Origin of the sequence: Delftia sp. WSY_16, from assembly GCF_043104415.1 — a bacterium.
GTDB classification, from domain to species: Bacteria; Pseudomonadota; Gammaproteobacteria; order Burkholderiales; family Burkholderiaceae_C; genus Comamonas; species Comamonas tsuruhatensis.
The window spans coordinates 253,427-274,419 of sequence record NZ_JBICKS010000037.1 but is presented as its reverse complement, the minus strand read 5'-3'; the positions used below and the strand labels follow the sequence as shown (position 1 = coordinate 274,419).

At 68.8% G+C, this 20,993-nt stretch carries 19 protein-coding genes; 7 read left to right on the top strand and 12 right to left on the bottom strand.

Annotated elements, in window-relative coordinates; genetic code table 11:
• Positions 1-25: 25 nt before the first annotated feature.
• The 3 genes from ACF8O7_RS19220 to ACF8O7_RS19210 form a co-directional block, all read right to left on the bottom strand.
• Positions 26-613 (bottom strand): hypothetical protein, encoded by a 588-nt coding sequence (locus tag ACF8O7_RS19220; protein ID WP_016447298.1) that lies wholly within the window; start codon positions 611-613, stop codon positions 26-28.
• Between the two features lie 11 nt (positions 614-624).
• Complete coding sequence (locus tag ACF8O7_RS19215) at positions 625-1,185, bottom strand: RNA polymerase sigma factor (RefSeq protein WP_047472170.1); 561 nt, start codon at positions 1,183-1,185, stop codon at positions 625-627.
• Positions 1,186-1,283: 98 nt separating this feature from the next.
• Positions 1,284-2,294 carry an AraC family transcriptional regulator gene (locus ACF8O7_RS19210; RefSeq protein ID WP_392444034.1) on the bottom strand — a complete coding sequence of 337 codons (1,011 nt, stop codon included), beginning with the start codon at positions 2,292-2,294 and terminating at the stop codon, positions 1,284-1,286.
• A gap of 65 nt (positions 2,295-2,359) precedes the next feature.
• On the opposite strand from ACF8O7_RS19210, the gene ACF8O7_RS19205 reads away from it, so the two are divergent.
• Positions 2,360-3,634 carry an MFS transporter gene (locus ACF8O7_RS19205; RefSeq protein ID WP_047217604.1) on the top strand — a complete coding sequence of 425 codons (1,275 nt, stop codon included), beginning with the start codon at positions 2,360-2,362 and terminating at the stop codon, positions 3,632-3,634.
• A 157-nt stretch (positions 3,635-3,791) separates the two neighbouring features.
• Complete coding sequence (locus ACF8O7_RS19200; RefSeq protein WP_012202000.1) at positions 3,792-5,081, top strand: M20/M25/M40 family metallo-hydrolase; 1,290 nt, start codon at positions 3,792-3,794, stop codon at positions 5,079-5,081.
• 188 nt (positions 5,082-5,269) lie between these two features.
• Here the strand turns inward: ACF8O7_RS19200 and ACF8O7_RS19195 are convergent, their stop codons facing one another.
• Together ACF8O7_RS19195 and ACF8O7_RS19190 are read right to left on the bottom strand one after the other, a co-directional pair.
• A complete protein-coding gene (locus ACF8O7_RS19195) occupies positions 5,270-6,271 on the bottom strand; it encodes a tripartite tricarboxylate transporter substrate binding protein (RefSeq protein ID WP_012202001.1) in 1,002 nt (333 codons plus the stop codon).
• 71 nt (positions 6,272-6,342) lie between these two features.
• Complete coding sequence (locus tag ACF8O7_RS19190) at positions 6,343-7,551, bottom strand: CaiB/BaiF CoA-transferase family protein (protein ID WP_061287540.1); 1,209 nt, start codon at positions 7,549-7,551, stop codon at positions 6,343-6,345.
• A 129-nt stretch (positions 7,552-7,680) separates the two neighbouring features.
• On the opposite strand from ACF8O7_RS19190, the gene ACF8O7_RS19185 reads away from it, so the two are divergent.
• Positions 7,681-8,586, top strand: a complete 906-nt coding sequence (locus ACF8O7_RS19185) for a LysR family transcriptional regulator (RefSeq protein ID WP_392444031.1) — start codon at positions 7,681-7,683, stop codon at positions 8,584-8,586.
• Here the strand turns inward: ACF8O7_RS19185 and ACF8O7_RS19180 are convergent.
• Both ACF8O7_RS19180 and ACF8O7_RS19175 read right to left on the bottom strand, forming a co-directional pair.
• Positions 8,576-10,000, bottom strand: a complete 1,425-nt coding sequence (locus tag ACF8O7_RS19180; protein WP_392444029.1) for an FAD-binding oxidoreductase — start codon at positions 9,998-10,000, stop codon at positions 8,576-8,578. The two genes, ACF8O7_RS19185 and ACF8O7_RS19180, sit on opposite strands and share 11 nt — an antisense overlap.
• An 82-nt stretch (positions 10,001-10,082) precedes the next feature.
• Positions 10,083-10,442 (bottom strand): EF-hand domain-containing protein, encoded by a 360-nt coding sequence (locus ACF8O7_RS19175; RefSeq protein WP_043789497.1) that lies wholly within the window; start codon positions 10,440-10,442, stop codon positions 10,083-10,085.
• 181 nt (positions 10,443-10,623) lie between these two features.
• Between ACF8O7_RS19175 and ACF8O7_RS19170 the strand changes: the two genes are divergently transcribed.
• Together ACF8O7_RS19170 and ACF8O7_RS19165 are read left to right on the top strand one after the other, a co-directional pair.
• Complete coding sequence (locus tag ACF8O7_RS19170) at positions 10,624-11,196, top strand: cob(I)yrinic acid a,c-diamide adenosyltransferase (protein ID WP_017405705.1); 573 nt, start codon at positions 10,624-10,626, stop codon at positions 11,194-11,196.
• 18 nt (positions 11,197-11,214) lie between these two features.
• Positions 11,215-12,120, top strand: coding sequence for a LysR substrate-binding domain-containing protein (locus ACF8O7_RS19165; RefSeq protein ID WP_016452275.1), 906 nt, complete (start codon positions 11,215-11,217; stop codon positions 12,118-12,120).
• Between the two features lie 12 nt (positions 12,121-12,132).
• Here ACF8O7_RS19165 and ACF8O7_RS19160 read toward each other — a convergent pair whose 3' ends face one another.
• The gene (locus tag ACF8O7_RS19160) at positions 12,133-13,362 is read right to left on the bottom strand and encodes a D-amino acid dehydrogenase (RefSeq protein ID WP_392444060.1); all 1,230 of its coding nucleotides are present in this window, start codon (positions 13,360-13,362) and stop codon (positions 12,133-12,135) included.
• A gap of 222 nt (positions 13,363-13,584) precedes the next feature.
• Here ACF8O7_RS19160 and ACF8O7_RS19155 point away from each other — a divergent pair, with 222 nt between their 5' ends.
• Together ACF8O7_RS19155 and ACF8O7_RS19150 are read left to right on the top strand one after the other, a co-directional pair.
• Complete coding sequence (locus tag ACF8O7_RS19155; protein ID WP_016447309.1) at positions 13,585-14,466, top strand: amino acid ABC transporter substrate-binding protein; 882 nt, start codon at positions 13,585-13,587, stop codon at positions 14,464-14,466.
• Positions 14,467-14,480: 14 nt separating this feature from the next.
• Positions 14,481-15,242 carry an aspartate/glutamate racemase family protein gene (locus ACF8O7_RS19150; protein ID WP_392444027.1) on the top strand — a complete coding sequence of 254 codons (762 nt, stop codon included), beginning with the start codon at positions 14,481-14,483 and terminating at the stop codon, positions 15,240-15,242.
• Here the strand turns inward: ACF8O7_RS19150 and boxA are convergent.
• From boxA to ACF8O7_RS19130, 4 genes are all read right to left on the bottom strand, one after another.
• A complete protein-coding gene (gene boxA / locus ACF8O7_RS19145) occupies positions 15,236-16,579 on the bottom strand; it encodes a benzoyl-CoA 2,3-epoxidase subunit BoxA (protein ID WP_392444025.1) in 1,344 nt (447 codons plus the stop codon). The two genes, ACF8O7_RS19150 and boxA, sit on opposite strands and share 7 nt — an antisense overlap.
• A 26-nt stretch (positions 16,580-16,605) precedes the next feature.
• Positions 16,606-18,033, bottom strand: coding sequence for a benzoyl-CoA 2,3-epoxidase subunit BoxB (gene boxB / locus ACF8O7_RS19140; RefSeq protein ID WP_016447312.1), 1,428 nt, complete (start codon positions 18,031-18,033; stop codon positions 16,606-16,608).
• Positions 18,034-18,071: 38 nt separating this feature from the next.
• Entirely contained in the window at positions 18,072-19,742 is a 1,671-nt protein-coding gene (boxC, locus tag ACF8O7_RS19135; protein WP_392444022.1) for a 2,3-epoxybenzoyl-CoA dihydrolase, read from the bottom strand.
• A 194-nt stretch (positions 19,743-19,936) separates the two neighbouring features.
• Positions 19,937-20,851 carry a helix-turn-helix transcriptional regulator gene (locus ACF8O7_RS19130; protein ID WP_392444020.1) on the bottom strand — a complete coding sequence of 305 codons (915 nt, stop codon included), beginning with the start codon at positions 20,849-20,851 and terminating at the stop codon, positions 19,937-19,939.
• Between the last annotated feature and the right edge of the window lie 142 nt (positions 20,852-20,993).

The following is a 20,993-nucleotide window of genomic DNA, read 5'->3' as shown; positions in this document are numbered from 1 at the left end:
GTCATGGGGCGTGTCATGGGGCATCTCATGGGGCAGGGGTGCCCAGGGCCTTGCTGGCCACGGCCAGGGCCTGTTTCTTCTGGGCTACCAGCACCAGCGGCCGGCCTTCGCGCGAGCGAACGACCTGCCAGTGCATGTTGGCCCACCAGCCCTGGCCATCGGCCAGGCGCTGGGGCTGGTCGAAGGCCAGCACGGTGACGATGCCGCCCTTCTCGAAGAAGGTGGTCAGGTGGTAGGCGCGCGTGCCGTCGATGTCGCAGGGCCGCATCAGCTGGGTGTAGCCGGGCAGCTTCTCGCCGGCCGGCAGGTCCAGGCGGCGCGCCACCTCGGCCTCGGGCATGAAGCTGCCGCGCAGCGTGCGCTCGTAGTACTCGTGCTCGATGGCGGCGCGCACCAGCTCGGGCGGGCGCATGGCGAATACGGCGGTGGCGGCCGAGCTGCCCACCAGCAGCGCGGCGATCAGCCGGCGCACGCCGCTGCGCGCATGCCAGGGCGTGTGGCGCAGCAGATGGGCGGGCGGCTCGCCGTGCGGCCCGGGGTCGAAGGCCAGGGCCAGTTCGGCGCGTGCGCGCAGGTCGAAGGCCGATTCGTCGGTCGTGTCCGGGGCAGTCATTTCAAGCCTTGCTATCGGGTGGCGCGCAGCGGGGTGGGGCGCAGCGGGATCACGCTGGCAGTCTCTGGAGCAGGCGCCGGGGCGGCCTGCTCCAGGGCCGCCTTCAGCGCATCGCGGGCGCGTGACAGGCGCGACAGCACCGTGCCCGGCGCAATGTCCAGGGCCTCTGCCATCTGGGCCGTGGGCATGTCGTCGAAGTAATAGAGCACCAGCACCTCGCGGTGGATGGGGGCGATGCGCGACAGCGCCTTGACCACGTCGAGCCGGTCATCCAGCGCCGAAGGCGAGGGGGAGGGGGCGGGATGCTGGTCCAGTGCCTCGTCATCGCTGACCAGATGGGCCGATGGCGCAAGGTGCCGGAAGGCATGGCGGCGCATGATCTGGAACAGCCAGGCCCGCGCCATTGCGGCCTCGCGCAGCTGGTGGCGAAAGCGCCAGGCGCTGGTGAAGCAGTCCTGCACCACGTCCTCGGCCAGCGCGCGCGAGCCGGTCAGCGCCCAGGCGCTGCGCAGCAGGAATCGGTAGTGCTCGCGCACCCACTGGTTGTAGCGCGACTCGGCGGTGGAGATCATGCGGCATAAGAGCACGCAGGGCGCCGCCCTATTCCATGGGCTGGCCTTAGGCAAACCCTATATCGGATCAGCTATCGCGAAGAGGCGATGGCTCCCTGTCATTCCCTGGTCGGCCGCGATACAGCGCCTGATCCGACCCTGTGGGCAGCGGAGCCGGCCTGCTGCCCGAAGAACCGTGCCGGAGGCATGCCCACCGTGCGGTGCACCATGGCGCTGAAGGCGCTGGGGCTGTATCCCAGCTCGGCCGCGATCTGCTGTATGGGAAGGCCGCGCGCGGCCAGGCTCAGGCCGTGGGCCAGCACCACTTGCTGGCGCCAGGTGGTGAAGCTGCAGCCCAGCTGCTGCTGGAACAGCCGGGCCACGGTGCGCGGGCTGGCGCCGGTGTCTGCCGCCCAGTCGGCCAGGCTCTCGTGCTGGGTGGGGTCGGCCACGACGGCCTCGCAGAGCATGCGCAGCCGCTTGTCCTGGGGCATGTTCACGCCAAGGTGGACTTCGCTGGCCCGGCGAAGCTCTTCCAGCAGCAGGGCGCTCAGATGGTGCTCGCGCTGCAGGGTGGCGGCGTCCGGGGCGGGCTGGTCATCGCTTTGCTTGGGCAGGGCCGTGATCAGCTCGCGCATCAGCGGCGAAACCTCCAGCACGCGGCAGCGTGCCCAGTCCTGCGGGTTGCAGGCCACGCCGCAGGACGGGAGGTCCGGCAGTACGGGGCCCTGTGCCGGATCGTCCTGCAGCACGTAGATGGAGACGAGATCGGCTTCCTCGACCATGGCCACGGCGTGGACCAGGCCGGGCGGAATCCACACGGCCTTGGAGGGTGGGGCGATCAGCGTGCCCTGGGGGGCCGACAGGTGCAGCACGCCGTCCAGCGAGATGGCGATCTGTGCCCAGCTGTGGCTGTGCGGTATGACGCGCGTGCGTGCCGACAGGCGATGCTGCTTGGCGCGCACGGGGCGCTGGGGCGTGGGCACGAACAGGTGCGGATGCAGGGCCTCCACCGGCTCCATCGGCCGGGCCCTGCGCACCGACCGCAGTGCGGCTGCGGGGCAGGCGCTGGGCAGGGTGTCGGCAAGAGTGTCGGCAGGGGTGCCGTGCGTGGAGACAGGCATTGGCATGTTTGCGATAGAAGTTGGCAGACTATCGCATACAAGACGAAACGCTGCTGCCTAAGATGCGGCCCATGACCGCCTCTTCCTCTTCCATGCCGGACGCCGTGGCGCCGGACCCGCTGCGCAGCGATGTGCGCACCATCGGCCTGATCGGCCTGGCGCATGGTTCCTCGCATTTCTTCCACCTGCTGCTGCCGCCGCTGTTCCCGTGGCTGATCGCCGAGTTCGGCTACAGCTATGCCGAGCTCAGCGTGATGGTGTCGCTGTTCTTCGTGGTCTCCGGCGTGGGACAGGCCATGGCCGGCTTTGCCGTGGACCGCTTCGGCGCGCGCCCCATTCTGTTTGCGGCGCTGGGCAGCTTCACCGTGGCGGGCGTGGTCGCCAGCCTGGCACAGGGCTATGGAATGCTGCTGCTGGCGGCCTTCTTCGCGGGCCTGGGCAATGCGCCCTTCCACCCGGTGGACTTCACCATCCTCAACAAGCGCGTGTCGGCCAAGCGCATCGGCCATGCGTTCTCGGTGCACGGCCTGTCGGGCAATATCGGCTGGGCGCTGGCGCCGCTGTTCATGGCGGGCATCACCACGGCCACGGGCTCGTGGCGCCTGGCCTGCCTGTGCGGCGCGGCCCTGGCCGCCGTCATCCTCACCATCATGGTGCTCAACCGCGAGGCGCTGGACGACCGTGCGGCCGATGCCCTGGCCCCGGCGGCGCGTGCCGCTGCGGCCGCCGTGCCGCAGGAGCATCCCATGGCCTTCCTGAAGCTGCCCTCGGTCTGGCTGTGCTTCTCGTTCTTCTTCTGGAGCACCTGCGCGCTCAGCGCCATCCAGAGCTTTGCCAGCCCCGCCATGCAGTCCATGTACGGACTGCCGCTGAGCGTGACGGCGCTGATCGTCACGGGCTACATGCTGTGCGGCGCGGCAGGCATGCTGGCCGGTGGCTTCCTCGTGGGCCGCGTGCAGCGGCTGGAGAAGGTGATCTCCATCTGCATGCTGGGCTCGGGTGTTGCGCTGTTCCTGGTCGGCACGGGCTGGCTGCCGGCCATGGCGGCCGTGGCCGTGGCCTCCATCGCGGGCCTGGGCACGGGCCTGGCCGGCCCCTCGCGCGACATGCTGATCAAGCGCGCCGCGCCCCCCGGCGCCACCGGTCGCGTCTACGGCACGGTGTATTCGGGCCTGGACCTGGGCTTTTGCCTGGCCGCGCCGGTGTTCGGCTACATGCTGGACCACGGCATGAGCCACGGCGTGTTCTACGGATCGGCCATTGCCCTGGTGCTGAGCGTGGTGTCGGCCGTGGTCGTGGGCGATGGCGTGAGCCGGAAAAGCGGCATGGCGCTGAGCGCGGGCTGATACCGGGTCGCGCTCCCCACAAGGCCCCGCAGGCCCAGGCTTGCGGGGCCTTTGCTTTGGGCGCAGAGATGGACAAAACAGGCACGCCAATTGCGTGCGCCCTGCGCGGCGCCTGCTATCGTGCAGGCACAACTTTTTCAACACAGGAGACCTGTCCATGCGTTCCGCCTTCGCACCGCTTTCCCTCATGTTCCGCAGCGCCCCGCTGGCGCTGGCCCTTGCCATGGCCGGCCTGTCCGGCAGTGCCCTGGCTGCGCCCAAGGCCGATATCCAGGCGCTGGCGCAAAAGCACCAGCAGCCCTTGCTGGACACGCTGCGCGACCTGGTGCACATCGAGTCGGGCAGCAAGGACATGGAGGGCGTGGAGCAGATCGCCAACTACGTGGCCGGCAAGCTGCGCGAGCAGGGCGGCAAGGTCGAGATCCTGCAGCCCACCGACGTCTACCGGCTGGGTGACACGCCCGAGAAGATCGGCCCCATGGTGCATGCCGAGTTCAAGGGCAAGGGCACCAGCCGCATCATGCTGATCGCCCACATGGACACGGTCTACCTGCGCGGCATGCTCAAGGACCAGCCGTTTCGCATCGACGGCGAGCGCGCCTACGGCCTGGGCATTGCCGACGACAAGCAGGGCGTGGCCCTGATCCTGCACACCGTGGCCATGCTGCGCCAGCTGGGCTTCGACAACTACGGCACGCTGACCGTGCTGATGAACAGCGACGAGGAAATCAGCTCGCCCGGCGCGCGCAGCACCATCACGCGCATGGGCGCCGAGCAGGATGCGGTCTTCTCGTTCGAAGGCGGCGGCACCGACGGCGGCGTGCGCCTGGCCACCAGCGGCATCGGCGCGGCCTACCTCAAGGTCGAGGGCAAGGCCTCGCACGCGGGCGCCAAGCCCGAGGACGGCGTGAACGCGCTGTACGAGCTGTCGCACCAGCTGCTGCAGATGAAGGACCTGTCCAAGCCCGAGACCGGCCTCAAGCTCAACTGGACCGTGGCCAAGGCCGGCACCAACCGCAACGTCATTCCCGCCGAGGCCACGGCCCAGGCCGACGCCCGCGCGCTGCGCGTGGCCGACTTCACGGCGCTGGAGCAGGCCATGCAGGCCAAGGTGGGCCACAAGCTGCTGGACGCCAGCAAGGTGCAGCTCAAGTTCGAGGTGCGCCGCCCGCCGCTGGAGGCCAACGAGGCCTCGCGCAGCCTGGCCAAACAGGCGCAGACCATCTACAGCGATGAGCTGGGCCTGAAGATGAGCGTGATGGAAAAGGCCACGGGCGGCGGCACCGACGCGGCGTTTGCGGCACTCAAGGCCAAGGGTGCCGTCATCGAGGGCTTTGGCCTGAGCGGCTACGGCGCGCACTCCAATGATGCGGAGTATGTGCAGCTGAACACCATCGTGCCGCGCCTGTACCTGGCCACGCGCATGATCATGGATCTGTCGAAGTAGCCCCCACGCTCCCCCTGCTTCGCATGGTCCGCTGCCCCTGGCCGGGCGCCCCCCGAGGGGGCCGCGTTTCGCCTTGGGGCGGCCCGGCAGCGAAACCTGGCGCACGCTGCGGATGGCGGGGTCAAAAAGCAAAAAAGGGCATGCCTTGCGGCATGCCCTGAAGGCGCATCGTGGGGCGCTCTGTGTTCTTACTGCGAAGAGATGTTCTTGTCTTTCGCGATCTTGCTCCAGCGCGTGAAGTCGGCATTCAGGCGCGCCTTCATGGCCGCGCCGTCCTGGTAGGTGGCGATGGCGCCTGCGGCCAGCATCTTCTTTTGCAGCTCGGGCTCGGCCAGGATGAGCTTGAGCTCCTGGTTCAGGCGCTGGACCACGGCGGGAGGCGTGTTCAGCGGGGCGATCAGGCCGCCCCAGGTGTCGGCGTCGAAGCCGGGGAAGCCCTGCTCGGCCACCGACTTCACATTGGGCAGCAGCTGCTTGGCCTTTTGCGAGCTGACGGCAATGGCGCGCAGCTTGCCGGCCTGGATGTGGGGCAGGGCCGCGACCACGTCGGCGAACATCACGGCGATCTGGCCGCCGATCAGGTCGGTCACGGCCGGCGCGCTGCCGCGGTACGGCACGTGCTGCATGTCGAAGCCGCCCAGGTCCTTGAGCTGCTCCATGGACAGGTGGCCGAAGCTGCCCGTGCCCGAGCTGGTGTAGTTCAGCGCCGGCTTGGCCTTCCTGGCGTGCTCGATCAGCTGCTGCAGGTTGGTCACGTCCGGCAGCTCGCGCGGGTTGATGACGATGGCCATGGGCAGGTCATAGACCGTGGCCACGGGCAGGAAGTCCTTGCGCACGTCGTACAGGTTGTTGTTGAACAGCATGGGCGCCAGCAGCGCGGGCATGCCGAACATGGACAGCGAATAGCCGTCGGGCTGCGACTTGATGAAGGCCGCCGTGCCCACCGAGCCCGAGGCGCCGGGGCGGTTGTCGATGACGATGGTCTGGCCCAGGCGCTCGGTCAGGCGCTGCGCGACGATGCGCGCGGCCGTGTCGGTGGGGCCGCCGGGCGGGAAGGCCACGGTCAGCTTGATCAGCTTGTCGGGCCATTGGCTCTGGGCCCGTGCGGCGGGGGCCAGCGTGGCGATGGCGGTGGCGCAGGCGGCGGAAAGGATCTGGCGGCGCGAGGCCTGGAAGGGGGTGGAAGTCATATGTCTCCTCAAGCGGGAAGGGGTGGAAGTGAGAGCCGTGGAGCGGTCTGGGTGGGAACGTCTGCGCGCTCTCAGATGATGTTTTTGGCGCGCAGCGCGGCGCGGGCCTGTTCGTCCAGGCCCAGGCGCTGCTGCAGCACCTCGTCGGTGTGTTCGCCCTGGTGCGGCGGCGGGCGGCGCACGGGCAGGCGCTGGCCGTCCAGCGCATAGGGCGGGGCCAGCACGGACTGGCTGCCGGCCTCGCTGTCCTCGAAGCGGTGCAGCAGGCCGGCGTCGGCCGTGCGCTGCGAGTTCAGGGCCTCGAACAGGCCCAGCACCTCGCCGCAGGGAATCTGCGCGGCCGCCAGGCATTCGAGCAGTTGGGCGCGCGTGAAGCGCAGCAGCTCGGCCTGCACCAGCGGCATCAGCAGATCGCGGTTTGCCGAGCGTGCGGTATTGGTGGCAAAGCGCTCGTCGGCGGCCCACTCGGGCTTGGCGATGACGTCGGTGCAAAAGCGCTGGAACTGGCCGTTGTTGCCCACGGTGATGACCAGAGGGCCGTCGGCCGCCTCGAACACGCCGTAGGGCACGATGGACGGATGGGCGTTGCCGAACTTGGGCGGGTCGCCGGCCTTGAGCAAGGCCTCCATGCCGTAGTAGCTGGTGATCATCAGGCCGCAGTCGTACAGGGCCATCTGCACATGGCGGCCGCGCCCGCTGCGCTCGCGCTCGTAGAGCGCGGCCAGGATGGCCTGGGCCGAGTACATGCCCGTGAACATGTCCACGGCGGCCACGCCGAACTTCAGCGGACCCTGGCCCTGCTCGCCGTTCATGGCCATGATGCCGGACTCGCCCTGCACCACCAGGTCGTAGCCGGGCCGCGTGGCCTCGGGGCCGCTGCGCGAGTAGCCCGAGATGGAGCAGTACACCAGGCGCGGGTTCAACTGCGACAGCTGCTCGTAGCCCAGGCCCAGCTTCTCGGCGCCGCCGACCTTGAAGTTCTGGATGACCACGTCGCTGTCGGCCGCCAGCTCGCGTGCGATGCGCAGGCCCTCTTCGGCCTGCAGGTCCAGCGTGACCGAGCGCTTGTTGCGGTTGGCGCTGTTGAAGTAGGAGGTGTTGCGCTGGCCCACGCGCACGCCCCAGTCGCGCGTGTCGTCGCCGCGGCCCGGGTGCTCGACCTTGACGACATCGGCACCCAGGTCGGCCAGCGCCATGGCACACATGGGGCCGGCCAGCACGCGCGAAAGATCCAGGACGCGCACGCCGTCCAGCGGCAGGGAAGAGGGGAGAGCACTCATGCGAAACCTTGTCGAACCACGAAAACCGCAACGGGCCGGTGATGCCCGGGCAGGCCCGCATTCTTCATTCGTTTATGGACTTTGACAATCGTGCTAAAAAATGGACATTGTGTGTACTGAGGTTTGACAATGGATCTGGGCGGACTGTCCCTGCTGGTGGACATCATCGAAGCCGGCAACCTGAGCCGCGCCGCCGTGCGCCTGGGCATGAGCCGCGCCAACGTCAGCCACCGGCTCAACCAGTTCGAGCGCCAGATCGGCCAGCAGCTGCTGCGCCGCACCACGCGACAGGTCGAGCCCACCGAGCTGGGCCTGCGCCTGTACGCGCATGGACGGGCGATACGCCAGGAGGTCATGGCGGCGGCCGAGTCGGTGGACAGCCTGGGCCAGAGCCTGCAGGGCACCGTGCGGCTGAGCGTGCCCAGCGGCTACGGCCAGCTGCAGATGTCGGGCTGGCTGACGGAGTTCATGCGCATGCACCCGGGCATCACGCTGGAGGTGATCTTCGACAACGACATCGAGGACCTGATGCAGGGCGCGGTGGACTTCGCCGTGCGCGTGATGACCGAGCCGCCCGAAAGCCTGGTGGCCTGCAAGCTCGGCGACGTCCTCTACGAGGCCTGCGCCACGCCGCAGTTCCTGGCGCAGCATGGCCACCCCGACTCGCTGCTGGCGCTCAAGCGCGTGCCGCTGATCACCTCGGCGCTCACGGGCCAGAAGCTGCGCACGGCGGGCATGAACGGCGCCCGGCCCACCGAGCTGCGCATACGCCCGCGCCTGATGTCGCCCAACTTCCACTTCCTGCGAGATGCCGTGCTGCAGGGCCTGGGCGTGGCCGTGGTGCCGCGCTACATGGTGGCGGCCGAACTGGCCAGCGGCGCGCTTGAGCGCCTGCCGCTGCCGCCCGGCAGCCTGGACTTTCTGGCCACGCGCCAGTACCTGCTGTACATGCCGTCCCGCTACCAGACGCGGGCCATCACCACGCTGATCGACTTCCTGCGCGAGAAAGCCGAGGTGGAGGGACTCAGAGGCTGAAGATTTTCCCGGGATTCAGAATGTTCTTCGGGTCCAGCGCCTGCTTGATGGAGCGCATCATCTGCACCGCGCCGTCGCCGGTTTCCTCGCGCAGGAAATCCATCTTGTGGATGCCCACGCCATGCTCGCCCGTGCAGGTGCCGCCCAGCGCAATGGAGCGCGACACCAGCTGGTGGTTGAGCTGCTCGGCGCGCGAGCGCTCGTCCTCGTTGTCCGGGTCGATCAGGTAGCCGAAGTGGAAGTTGCCGTCGCCCACGTGGCCGACGAGGAAGTAGGGAATGCCGCTGTCGTCGGCCTCGCGCACCGAGTCCAGCAGCGCATCGGCCAGGCGGCTGATGGGCACGCAGGCGTCGGTGGTGATGCAGCGGCAGCCGGGGCGGCTGGAGACAGCCGCGAAATAGGCGTTGTGGCGGGCCGTGAACAATCGCGTGCGGTCTTCGGGACGCTCGGCCCATTCGAAGGCGTTGCCGCCGAACTCGCCCGCGATGTCCTGCACCATCTCGGCCTGCTCCTTGACGCCCGTGGGCGAGCCGTGGAACTCCATCAGCAGCATGGGTTCCTCGCGCAGCGTGAGCTTGCTGTAGGCGTTGACCATGCGCACCGAGTTCACGTCCACCAGCTCCACGCGGGCAATAGGCACGCCCATCTGGATGGTCTGGATCACCGTGCGCACGGCGGCCTCGATGCTGGGGAAGGAGCAGATGGCCGCGCTCACGGCCTCGGGCAGCGGGTACAGGCGCACCGTGATCTCGGTGACCACGCCCAGCGTGCCCTCGCTGCCCACGATCAGGCGCGTGAGGTCGTAGCCCGCGCTGCTTTTCTTGGCGCGCGTGCCGGTGCGCATCAGCTCGCCGCTGGCCGTGACCAGTTCCAGCGCCAGCACGTTCTCGCGCATGGTGCCGTAGCGCACGGCATTGGTGCCGCTGGCGCGCGTGGCGGTCATGCCGCCGATGGAGGCATCGGCGCCGGGATCGATGGGGAAGAAGAAGCCCGTGTCCTTGATGGCATCGTTGAGCTGCTTGCGCGTGATGCCGGGCTGCACGGTGACCGTCAGGTCCTCGGTGTTGACCGAGAGAATGCGGTTCATGCGGCTCAGGTCCAGGCTGATGCCGCCCTCGACGGCCAGCAGATGGCCTTCGAGCGAGGAGCCAGCGCCGTAGGGGATGACCGGCACGGCATGCTGGTCGGCCAGCTTCAGCGCGTCCTGCACGTCCTGCGTGCTTTCGGCAAAGACCACGGCCGCAGGCGGGGGCGCCTGGATGGCGCCCTCGTCGCGGCCGTGCTGTTCGCGCACCGCCAAAGCCGTGGAGCACTGGGCGCCGAAACGCTGGGCCAGGGCTTGGAGGAAGGCTTCGGGGATGGGGCGCTGAGCGAAGTCAGGCTGCAGGCGGACGGGGGCGACAGGGGCGTTCATCGGTGTTCTCCAGGGGGAACCGGAAAGAATACCACCGGCCCTGTCGCCCAACCGTGTGGGTCAGCCGCCAGGCATCCGGGTGTCAGCGCGGCTGGACAGCCTTGCTGAATTCATCGCGCGACAGCGATCCGTTCTTGTCGGCATCGATCTGGGCGAAATTGCTGCTCACGGCGGGCAGGGCCTCGGCCTCCTTCTTGCTCAGCTTGCCGTCCCGGTTGGTGTCGGCGCGGTCGAATGCGGCTTGCACCTCGTTGGCGCCGCCCGCTGGTGCTGCGGGTGCTGGCGCAGATTGCACGCCTGCTGCCGAGCCGCCGCCAAACGTCGGCTGCGGTGCCGTGGACGGAGCCTGCGCCATGGCAGCAACGCTGCCCAGCGAAATGGCCGCGAACAACATCACGCTGCGGATTTCAAAACCGGAGACTTTGCGCAGTTGAGAGGTCATGTGTCGAACTCCTTGTCGAACGTGGAACATGACTGCATTCCACCTGTTGCAGCGCAGCAGGGCCAGCACTTTTGCCGGCTGTTGCCTGCTACAACATTTGCGTGCCGCCTGTAACGCACAATTGGGTGTTGGGCCGTTACGGGTCCGGCTTCCCACCCCCGCATCGCCAAGGAGAACCCCCATGGGCAACCGTTTGACACAGATCGCCACGCGCACCGGAGACGACGGCAGCACGGGCCTGGGCGACAACACGCGTGTCTCCAAGAACAGCGGCCGCCCGCACGCCATGGGCGATGTGGACGAACTCAATTCCCACATCGGCCTGCTGCTGTGCGAGGCCCTGCCCGACGACGTGCGCGAGCTGCTGGTCGATGTGCAGCACCAGCTGTTCAACCTCGGCGGCGAGCTGTCCATTCCCGGCTATGAACTGCTCAAGGACGACGCCCTGCTGCAGCTCGATGAAGCGCTGGCCCACTACAACGCGCAGCTGCCCCGGCTGCAGGAATTCATCCTGCCGGCCGGCAGCCGCGCAGCGGCCCAGGCCCATGTCTGCCGCACCGTGGCGCGCCGTGCCGAGCGCATGGTGGTGGCGCTGGAGCAGGGCGAGGCCATGCGGCCCGCGCCGCGCCAGTACCTGAACCGCCTGTCCGACCTGCTGTTCGTGCTGGCACGCGTGCTCAACCGCATGGATGGCGGCGACGACGTGTACTGGAAAAGCGAGCGGCTGGCGCGCGCGCAGTCCGCTCAAGAGTGACCGTGCTGAGGACGGCCCATGCGCCTGCGCCACATCGAGGTCTTCAATGCCGTCATGCAGACCGGCAGCGTCAGCGCTGCCGCACGGCTGATCAACATCACCCAGCCGGCCGTCAGCCGCACCCTGCAGCATGCGGAGCTGCAGCTGGGCTTTGCGCTGTTCCAGCGCGCACGCGGGCGGCTCACGCCGACCAATGAGGCGCTGGCGCTGTTCCCCCACATCGAGAAGCTGTTCGAGCAGCTCGACGAGGTCCAGCGTCTGGCCGACAACCTGCGCCATGGCCGGGCAGCGGACCGGCTCACCGTGCTCACCGTCTTCGCGCTCAGCCGCGAGGTGCTGCCGCGCGCCGTGGCCGGCTTTCGGCGCCGCCACCCGCAGGTGCAGGTCCATGTGCAGGCGCTGCACACGCCCCAGGTGGTCTCGGCCCTGCTGCTGCAGGAGGCCGACGTGGGCTTCGTCATCAGCTCCGTGGGCCAGCCCGCGCTGGAGCATGAGCTGCTGGCCGAGGTGGACATGTTCTGCGTGCTGCCCAAGGGCCTGCTGCCGCCCTCGCGCGTGCGCGAAGAGGGGATGGAGCTCAAGGACCTGGCCGAGCTGCCCGTGGTCGCTCTCGATGCGCGCGACCCGCTGGGCATGCGCCTGGGCCAGGCCTGCCGCGAGCACGGCGTGGGCCTGTCGCCCGTGGTCACCGTGCAGACCTACCACGCGGCCCTGTCCATGGCCGAGTACGGCCTGGGCGCCGCCATCATGGACGGCTGCACCGCCCTGGCCGCCGACCGCCGCAAGGTCCATGTCGTGCCCCTGCTGCCGCGCATCACGGTGGGTGTGAATGCACTGAGCCTGCCCCAGCGGCCGGGGTCGGTGCTGGCGCGGGCAATGACCGAGGAAATGCGCAAGGCCTTGCGCGAGTTGCTGGCTGGTTGAGGCCTGCGGGTTTCAGGCCTGCTCCATCTGCCCCACCAGCCTCTGCGCCGACCCGAACGCCAGCGTCAGCCCCAGCGCGCCATGCCCCGTCTGCAGCCACAGGTTGCGCGGACCGCCGCGCTGGCGGCCGGTGAGGGGCAGGCCGGTGGGTGTGGCGGGGCGCATGCCGGTCCAGGGGTGGAGGTTGCCGTCCAGCGGCAGGTCGGCGAAGACCTCCTGCGTGGAGCGGCGCAGGCTGGCGATGCGGCGCGGGTCGGTGCCTGTGTCGTGGCCCACGATTTCCACCATGCCGGCCACGCGCAGGCGTTCGCCGATGCGTGCGAAGACGACCTTGCGTGCGGTGTCGGTGACGCTGACCCGGGGCGCGGCGTGCGGCAGCTGCGCGGCGGCATCGGCGGTGATGCTGTAGCCCTTGAGCGGGTAGACGGGAATGCGCAGGCCCAGCTGGCGCGCGTGGACCGCGCTTTCCCAGCCGCTGGCCAGCACGTAGTGGTCGGCGCGCAGCGGCAACGGGCCTGCGGCGGTGCGCAGGCCGGTGACGGCGTCGCCCTCGCGCTCGAAGCCCTGCAGCTCCACGCCGTAGCGCAGTTCGGCGCCGCGCGCGGTGAGCCGGGCGGCCAGTTGCTCGCACAGCAGGCGGCAGTCGGCGGCGGCCTCGCTGGGCGTGTGTACGGCGCCTGCAATGCGCTGGGCGTAGCCGGCGAGCGCGGGTTCGATGCGCGCCACTTCGGCGGCGTTGACGATGCGCTGCGGCGCGCCGCCCAGGCCCGCTTGCAGTGCCACCTGCTGCGCGGCGGCATCCAGCGCCTGCTGGGTGGGGTAGAGCACCAGCTTGCCCGGCGTGTGCAGGTCGCAGGCCAGTGCTTCGTCGGCCTGGAGCGACTCGAAGGCCTGGCGGCTTTCGGCGGCCAGGGCCAGCAGGGCGCGCGTGCCCTCGGCCGAGGCATGGGCATTGCAGGCGCCCAGAAAGCGCAGTCCCCAGGCCCATTGCGCGGGGTCGGCGCGCAGGCGGAAGGCCAGCGGCGAATCCTTTTGCAGCAGCAGGCGGGGCAGCATCTTCCAGATGCCGGGATCGGCCAGCGGCTGCACGTAGGAATAGCTCAGCTGCGCGCCATTGCCGCCGCTGGCGCCCTGGGCGGGGCCCGGTGCGCGGTCCAGCACGGTGATGCGGTGGCCGGCCTGCCGCAGCGCCCAGGCCGTTGCCAGGCCGACGATGCCGGCGCCCACGATGCAGACATGCATTGATCGTTTCTCCATGCAGCCGCACTGTAGGCCGCGCGCGGCAGGCCGGGCCATGGCATTTGGCACACGGGCCATGCACGCATGTTATGGCCGGGGGCTGCTGCTCAGGGCAGGGCGACAGCCCATAACCGGCGGGCATGGACCGGCCCGATATTGTCATTCCGCAAAGGCCGCCGCCCTTCCTACACTGGCCGCACATCCACCAAAGACGAGGAGACAAGCATGCAACTTCACACCACCGCGCTGTGCGCGGCCCTGGCCCTGGGAGGCCTGGCTGCGGCCCATGCCGACACGCTGGCCAAGGTGCGCGACAGCGGCCGCATCACGCTGGCCTACCGCGAGTCGTCCGTGCCCTTCAGCTACCTGGACAACGGCAAGCCCATCGGCATGACGGTGGAGATGTCCCAGGCCGTGGCCGAGGCCGTGAAGAAGGCGGTGAACCGGCCCGATCTCAAGGTGCAGTGGCAGGCCGTGACCTCGCAGAACCGCATGCCGCTGCTGGCCAACGGCACCATCGACCTGGAATGCGGCTCGACCACCAACAACACGGTGCGCGGCAAGGAGGTGGCCTTTGCCATCAACCATTTCTACACGGGCACGCGGCTGCTGGTGAAGAAGAGTTCGGGCATCAAAAACTACGCCGACCTCAAGGACAAGACCGTGGCCATCACCACGGGAACCACCAACCTGCAGGTGCTGCGCAAGGCCAATGCCGACAAGGCCTGGGGCATGAACATCGTCATGGCCAAGGACCATGCGGACGGCTTCCTGCTGGTGGAGAACGACCGCGCCGCGGCCTTCGGCATGGACGACATCCTGCTCTTCGGCCTGATCCCCACGGCCAAGAACCCCGGGGACTTCGAGGTGGTGGCCGACTCGCTGCAGGTCGAGCCCTATGCCTGCATGCTGCGCAAGGACGATGCCCAGTTCAAGCAGCTGGTCGATGGCGTGATCGGCGACATGATGAAGTCGGGCGCGTTCGCCAGGCTGTATGACAAGTGGTTCATGCAGCCCATTGCCCCGAGGAACGTGGCCCTGGGCCTGCCGATGAGCGAGCAATTGCAGAAAAACCTGCAGGACCTCAGCGACAAACCTGCTTTTTGATTTCGGATCGCAGCATGCAGCAGCAGCTTCAGCCCCCGCGCGCGGTGGGCATTCTCGGGGGCATGGGCCCGGCCGCAGGCGCGGATTTCGTGCGCCTGTTTGTGCAGGCCTGCACGGCGCACCTGCAGCAGCAGGGCCTGCCCGTGCATGACCAGGCCTATCCCGAGCACTGGCTGGTGCAACTGCCCATGCCCGACCGCAGCGCCGCGCTGCGCGCGGACCCGCAGTCGCCCACGGGGCCGGCCCAGCACCTGCTGCAGGGCGTGGGCCGCATGGCGGCGCTGGGCGTGCGCAGCGTGGCCCTGGCCTGCAACACGGCCCATGCCTGGCATGGGCAGCTGCAGGCGCTGTTTCCGCAGCTGCATGTGCTGCACATCGCGCGCCAGGCTGCCCTGCACCTGCAGGCCGGCGGCGCGCAGCAGGCCATCGTGCTGGCCACGCAGGGCACCTATGACAGCGGCCTGTACGACGCGGCACTGGCCGAGTGCGGCATCACCGCGCTGCAGCCCGATGCGCAGGGCCGCGTGCGGCTCATGCAGGGCATCTACGACGGCGTCAAGCAGGGCGACATGGACCTGGCCGCGCGCTGCTTCGGCGAGGTGCTGGCGCCGCTGCTGCAGCGCCATGGCGATGTGCCCGTGATCATGGGCTGCACCGAGATCCCGCTGGCCCTGCCGCAGTCGCCGCTGGCGCGCGGTGCCGAGCTGGTGGACCCTGCCTGGATACTGGCCCAGGCCCTGGCCAGCGATGCGTATGGGCCTGTGGCGATTCAATAAGTCTCCAGATGCAGCCGGCCTTCGCGCTTGAGGCGCGCGCCCACCTGCTCCCAGTCCAGTCCCGATTGCTGCGCCACGTCGCGCAGTGCCAGCACCACGCCTTCCTCCATGCTCTTGAGCCCGCAGACGTAGAAGTGCGCGTTGTCGTCGCGCAGCAGGGCCGCCAGGTCGGCCGCACGTTCGCGCAGCAGGTCCTGCACGTAGCGCCGGGGCTGGCCGGCCACGCGCGAGAAGGCCAGGTTGTTGTCGATGAAGTCGCGCGGCAGGCTTTGCAGCGGGCCGAAGTAGGGCAGCTCCTGCGGCGTGCGTGCGCCGAAGAACAGCATGAGCTTGCCGCCCTCGAACCTGCCGCTTTTGCGCAGCCGCCTGCGCCATTCGGTCATGGCGCGCATGGGGGCGCTGCCCGTGCCCGTGCAGATCATCACGATGTGCGAGCGGGGATGGTTGGGCATCAGGAACGACTGGCCGAACGGGCCTATGACCTGGACCCTGTCGCCGATGCGTGCGTCGCACAGGTAGTTGCTGGCCACGCCGCGCACGGGGCGGCCCTGGTGGTCCTGGGTGACGCGTTTCACGGTCAGCGCCAGGTTGTTGTAGCCGGGCCGCTCGCCATTGCGCGCACTGGCCACCGAGTACTGGCGCGCCACATGCGGGCGGCCCTGGGCGTCGGTGCCGGGTGCGATGACGGCGATGGACTGGCCTTCGAGCACGGGGAACGGCTGGCTGCCGAAGTCCAGCACGATGTGGTGGGTCTCGCTGTCGAATCCCGCCTCCGTGCAGTTGAGGTTGCCGACCACGGTGGCCGTGACGGGGCTTCTGGGGCCATGCAGGTTGGTGTACGGATGGGCGGCTGACCAGGGCGGCACGGTGGCGCCGTAGCTGGCGCTGCGCAACACCTGGGTATCGGCCTGGTCATCGGGCCGGGCCGCATCCGCACCGCGCGTGGCGGCCGCTGCGATCACGGCCTGGGTCTGGCTCAGGTCCTCGGCGGCGGGCGCGTCCGCTGCGTCCTGTGCCTGGGTCCGTGCCTGAGCCAGTGCCTGAACCAGCGCCTCAGGCGGCAGCTCCTCGGGCAGCTCGTCCCAGAGCAGCTGCTCGGCCACGGGATAGGCGCTTGCCAGCGGCACCTTGCGCCAGTTGTCGATGGCGCCCGTGGGGCAGGGCGAGACGCAGTCCATGCAGCCGTTGCACTGCTCGGCCAGTACCACGTAGTTGCGGTCATCGTGCGTGATGGCGCCCACGGGGCAGGTGGCCTCGCAGGTGTTGCAGCGGATGCAGATCTCCGGGTCGATCAGGTGCTGGGTGAGGATGCCGTGTTCTACCAAGGCGACTGTCATGGGCGACTCCCTGCTGGCGCGGCGCTTCAGTTGAAGCGCACGTATTCGAAATCCACGGGCTGGCGGTTGATGCCCATGACCGGCGGCGCGATCCAGCCCGCGAACTGGCCCGGCTCCACGCAGCGGCCCATGAGCGAGGCGACGAAGGCGCGGTCGGCGTCCGAGGGCAGCCATTCGCCCTCGCGCATGCGCCATTCCTGCTCGCTGACCACGCGGCCGTCGGGGCTCATGCGCACGCCCGCCAGCGCGCCGATCTGGCGGTTGAAGGCCTTGTGCGGCACGGTGAGGCGGAAATCGATGCCGGCCTTTTCCATGACCTTGTTCCAGCGGCCCACGCCCGCGTTGGAGTCCTTGATGTAGTCGTCGCGCAGCACCTCGTTGAGCGCGTTGAGCATGGGCACTTCCTTTTCCTGCAGCCTGCCGTCCACCACTTCCAGCACCTTGTAGTGCTGGTCGTGCAGGCGGTGGTCGTCCGCGCGCTTGCCTTCCTCGTAGCGGCCCTTGAGGCCGCTGCTGTAGAAGGTGGCGGCATTGCTGGACTGGTCGGCGCCGAACAGGTCGATGGTCACGCTGTAGTGGAAGTTCAGGTAGCGCTGCAGCGTGGGCAGGTCGATCACGCCGGCCGCGCGCAGGCGGCCCACGTCGTCGGTGCGCAGCTCGTTCATGACCTGGCAGGTGCGCTGCAGCACGCGCGAGACGCCGGACTCGCCCACGAACATGTGGTGGGCCTCCTCGGTCAGCATGAACTTGGTGGTGCGCGCCAGCGGGTCGAAGGCGCTCTCGGCCAGCGCGGCCAGCTGGAACTTGCCGTCGCGGTCGGTGAAGTAGGTGAACATGAAGAAGGACAGCCAGTCGGGCGTCTTCTCGTTGAAGGCGCCCAGGATGCGCGGGTTGTTCTCGTCGCCGGACTGGCGCTCCAGCAGGGCCTCGGCCTCCTCGCGGCCGTCGCGGCCGAAATGCTTGTGCAGCAGGTAGACCATGGCCCACAGGTGGCGGCCTTCCTCCACGTTGACCTGGAACAGGTTGCGCAGGTCGTACATGGACGGCGCGGTCAGGCCCAGGTGGCGCTGCTGCTCCACCGAGGCGGGCTCGGTGTCGCCCTGGGTGACGATGATGCGGCGCAGGTTGGCGCGGTGCTCGCCGGGCACGTCCTGCCAGGCCTTCTCGCCCAGGTGGTCGCCGAAGTGGATGCTGCGGTCGGCCTCGGCCGGGTTCAGGAAGATGCCCCAGCGGTAGTCGCGCATCTTCACGTGGCCGAACTGGGCCCAGCCCTGCGGGTCCACGCTGATGGCGGTGCGCAGGTAGACGTCGTAGTCGGTGGAGCCTTCGGGGCCCACGTCGCCCCACCAGTTCAGGAAGTTGGGCTGCCAGCTCTCCAGCGCGCGCTGCAGGGTGCGGTCTTCGCCGAGGTTGACGTTGTTGGGGATCTTCTCGCTGTAGTTGATGGCGCTCATGGTGGGGTCTCCGTGGATGTTTCGGGGCGTGCCTGCGGTCAGACGCGGTTGAAGTCGAAGCCGGCCTTCTGGCCCGTGCCGTAGAGCTTGAGAGCGCCCTTGTCGCCCACGGCATTGGGGCGGTTGAAGATCCAGTTCTGCCAGGCCGACAGGCGCCCGAAGATGCGCGTGACCATGTTCTCGCGGCTGGCAAAGCGCAGGTTGGCCTCCAGGCCCGTGAGCGCATCGGGCGACATGGCGGCGCGCTCTTCCATGGCGATGCGGATCTCGTCGTCCCAGTCGATGTCGTCGGGCGCGGCCGTGACCAGCCCCAGGGCCAGGGCCTGGTCGCCGTCCAGCGCGCGGCCCGTGGCGGCGCGCGCGGCCTCCAGCGGCGCGGCCTCCTCGTAGAAGCGGCGCTGCAGGCGCGACTGGTCGTTGACCAGGGGCAGCAGGCCGAAATTGAATTCGTCCAGCTGGATGCGCGGGGCGCGCTCGGTGTCATCGGGCAGCACCAGCATGTAGGCGCGGTCGGCCGCGAAGGCCAGCTCGGCCAGCATGCCCACGAAGCAGGAGCCGGGCTCGATCAGCGCGAACAGCGTGCGCGAGGACACATCGAGCCGCGCAAAGCTGCGGCGCAGCAGGCCCAGCGTCTCGCGCGCCAGCCAGTGGTCCTGGTGGGCCAGCAGGGCTGCGTCTGCGGCCAGCACGGCGGCGGCATCGCCTTCGGTCTTGAGCAGCCAGGTGCCCACGTCCAGCTCGTTGGTGCGCAGGTGCAGGATGGCGTCGTCCAGCTCGCGGCCCATGGCCAGCGGCCACCAGGCGTCGCCGGCCTGCTCGATGGCTTCGAGGGTGGCCGGCTGCGGGCCTTGCCCAAGCGTGGGCGCCTTCACGGTCAGCGTGGCGCTGCGGCGCGCGCGGTCGATCTGCACGCTGACATGGCGGTAGTGCAGCGCATCGTCCGTGGCCTCGCGTTCCAGGCGCGTGAGCGTGATGCCCTGCGCGTTGGCGGGGCGCGTGCTGCCTTCGGCCAGGCGCTGGGCGCGCTCGGCCACCACGGCGTCGAACTGCGCGGGCTTGGCCACGGCATCGACCAGGCGCCAGTCCACGGCGCGCTGGCCGCGCACGCCTTCCACGCTGGTGCAGAAGATGTCGGCCAGGTCATGGCGTACATGGCGCTTGTCGGTCACGCGCGTGAGGCCGCCCGTGCCGGGCAGCACGCCCAGCAGCGGCACTTCGGGCAGGGAGACGGAGGAGGAGCGGTCGTCGATCAGCACGATGTCGTCGCAGGCCAGGGCCAGCTCGTAGCCGCCGCCCGCACAGGCCCCGTTGACGGCGGCCAGGAACTTCAGGCCCGAGTGGCGCGAACTGTCCTCGATGCCGTTGCGCGTCTCGTTCGTGAACTTGCAGAAGTTCACCTTCCAGGCATGGCTGGACACGCCCAGCATGAAGATGTTGGCGCCCGAGCAGAAGATGCGGTCGCGCCCGCTGGTGACGATGACGGTGCGCACCTGCGGATGCTCGAAGCGGATGCGGTTGAGCGCGTCGTGCAGCTCGATGTCCACGCCCAGGTCGTAGCTGTTGAGCTTGAGCTTGTAGCCGGGCCGTATGCCGCCGTCCTCGGCGATGTTCAGCTGCATGCGGGCGATGGCGCCCTCGACGGTGAACGACCAGTGGCGGTACTGGGCGGGCTCGGTGCGGTAATCGACAGTGGGGTTGGACGGGTGCATGGACGGCCTCTTGGATGAAAAATAGTGCAGTCGCAGATACGGTGCAGGCACAATTATGCAGATTCATCCGGAAAATGCACGCAACAACACGCACGATAGTGCGTGTCTTGGCCATATCCAGGGTAAACACCAGCCAGTACAGGCGAAAAAAATCCAGGCCTGGGGCCTGGATGCCGTGGGTTGCTGCCGCCGTCTCAGCGTGCGGGCAGGAACAGTGCCTTCAACTGATCGAAGCTCTGCTCCAGCGTCTGGCCGCTGGTATCCACCACATGGTCGGCCTTGGCATAGAAGCCGGCGCGGCCTTCGAGGATGCTGCGCAGATCGTCCATGGCCTCGGGGTTGGCGGCCATGGGGCGGGTGTCGCCCTGGGCCACGACGCGGGCCATGTGCTCCTCGGGCTGGGCCTTGAGCCAGACCGTGGTGCAGTGCGACAGCAGCTCGTTGAAGGTGGCCGGGTCCGAGACGATGCCTCCCGGCGTGGCGATGACCACGTCGCTGTAGATCTGCACGGCTTCCTCCAGCGCGCGGCGCTCGTAGCGGCGGTAGGCGTTGGCACCGTACAGGTCGTGGATGGCGCGCACGCTGCAGCCCGCAATGCGCTCGATTTCCTGGTTGAGTTCGAGGAAGGGCGCGCCCAGCTGCTCGGCCAGCATGCGGCCCAGCGTGGACTTGCCCGCGCCGCGCAGGCCGATCAGGGCGATGCGCGTGTGGCGCTGGCGGTCGCTGGGCGCCGTGCCCAGCAGCTCGCCTGCGGCCAGGCGCACGCGGCGCAGGTCCTCTTCATCGCGGCCTTCCAGCAGCTCGCGGATCAGCAGCCATTCGGCGCTGGTGGTGGTCACGTCGCCCAGCAGCTCGGCCATGGAGCATTGCAGGGCCTGTGCAATATGGTGCAGGACCAGTACCGACACATTGCCCGTGCCGTATTCGAGGTTGGCCAGGTGGCGCTCCGAGACATCGGCCGCCGCCGCCAGGGCGCGCCGCGTCATGCCCCGGCGCGAGCGCAGGCTGCGCACACGCTCGCCCAGCGCCTGCAGCACCTGGTTCCTGGGGGCTTCTGAGAGGGAATCCGCCGCCCCGGCGGACTGGGCTGCCGTCTCGAACTGGTCCATAGAGTTTCCTTGAAGAGGGCGTGAATGATAAACAGTCGGGGTTAACACCAGCCATGCAATATAGTGCTTGACGCTCGGTGGTGTTCTAACTATCTTTTCGGTGCACGCACAATATTGCATGTTGTGCGGAAGATCACAAGTC

Excerpts from the sequence above, each read along its gene's own strand:
- ACF8O7_RS19220 (WP_016447298.1), bottom strand. The coding sequence starts at position 613 with ATGACTGCCCCGGACACGACCGACGAATCGGCCTTCGACCTGCGCGCA.
- ACF8O7_RS19215 (WP_047472170.1), bottom strand. The coding sequence starts at position 1,185 with ATGATCTCCACCGCCGAGTCGCGCTACAACCAGTGGGTGCGCGAGCAC.
- ACF8O7_RS19210 (WP_392444034.1), bottom strand. The coding sequence starts at position 2,294 with ATGCCAATGCCTGTCTCCACGCACGGCACCCCTGCCGACACTCTTGCC.
- ACF8O7_RS19205 (WP_047217604.1), top strand. The coding sequence starts at position 2,360 with ATGACCGCCTCTTCCTCTTCCATGCCGGACGCCGTGGCGCCGGACCCG.
- ACF8O7_RS19200 (WP_012202000.1), top strand. The coding sequence starts at position 3,792 with ATGCGTTCCGCCTTCGCACCGCTTTCCCTCATGTTCCGCAGCGCCCCG.
- ACF8O7_RS19195 (WP_012202001.1), bottom strand. The coding sequence starts at position 6,271 with ATGACTTCCACCCCCTTCCAGGCCTCGCGCCGCCAGATCCTTTCCGCC.
- ACF8O7_RS19190 (WP_061287540.1), bottom strand. The coding sequence starts at position 7,551 with ATGAGTGCTCTCCCCTCTTCCCTGCCGCTGGACGGCGTGCGCGTCCTG.
- ACF8O7_RS19185 (WP_392444031.1), top strand. The coding sequence starts at position 7,681 with ATGGATCTGGGCGGACTGTCCCTGCTGGTGGACATCATCGAAGCCGGC.
- ACF8O7_RS19180 (WP_392444029.1), bottom strand. The coding sequence starts at position 10,000 with ATGAACGCCCCTGTCGCCCCCGTCCGCCTGCAGCCTGACTTCGCTCAG.
- ACF8O7_RS19175 (WP_043789497.1), bottom strand. The coding sequence starts at position 10,442 with ATGACCTCTCAACTGCGCAAAGTCTCCGGTTTTGAAATCCGCAGCGTG.
- ACF8O7_RS19170 (WP_017405705.1), top strand. The coding sequence starts at position 10,624 with ATGGGCAACCGTTTGACACAGATCGCCACGCGCACCGGAGACGACGGC.
- ACF8O7_RS19165 (WP_016452275.1), top strand. The coding sequence starts at position 11,215 with ATGCGCCTGCGCCACATCGAGGTCTTCAATGCCGTCATGCAGACCGGC.
- ACF8O7_RS19160 (WP_392444060.1), bottom strand. The coding sequence starts at position 13,362 with ATGCATGTCTGCATCGTGGGCGCCGGCATCGTCGGCCTGGCAACGGCC.
- ACF8O7_RS19155 (WP_016447309.1), top strand. The coding sequence starts at position 13,585 with ATGCAACTTCACACCACCGCGCTGTGCGCGGCCCTGGCCCTGGGAGGC.
- ACF8O7_RS19150 (WP_392444027.1), top strand. The coding sequence starts at position 14,481 with ATGCAGCAGCAGCTTCAGCCCCCGCGCGCGGTGGGCATTCTCGGGGGC.
- boxA (WP_392444025.1), bottom strand. The coding sequence starts at position 16,579 with ATGACAGTCGCCTTGGTAGAACACGGCATCCTCACCCAGCACCTGATC.
- boxB (WP_016447312.1), bottom strand. The coding sequence starts at position 18,033 with ATGAGCGCCATCAACTACAGCGAGAAGATCCCCAACAACGTCAACCTC.
- boxC (WP_392444022.1), bottom strand. The coding sequence starts at position 19,742 with ATGCACCCGTCCAACCCCACTGTCGATTACCGCACCGAGCCCGCCCAG.
- ACF8O7_RS19130 (WP_392444020.1), bottom strand. The coding sequence starts at position 20,851 with ATGGACCAGTTCGAGACGGCAGCCCAGTCCGCCGGGGCGGCGGATTCC.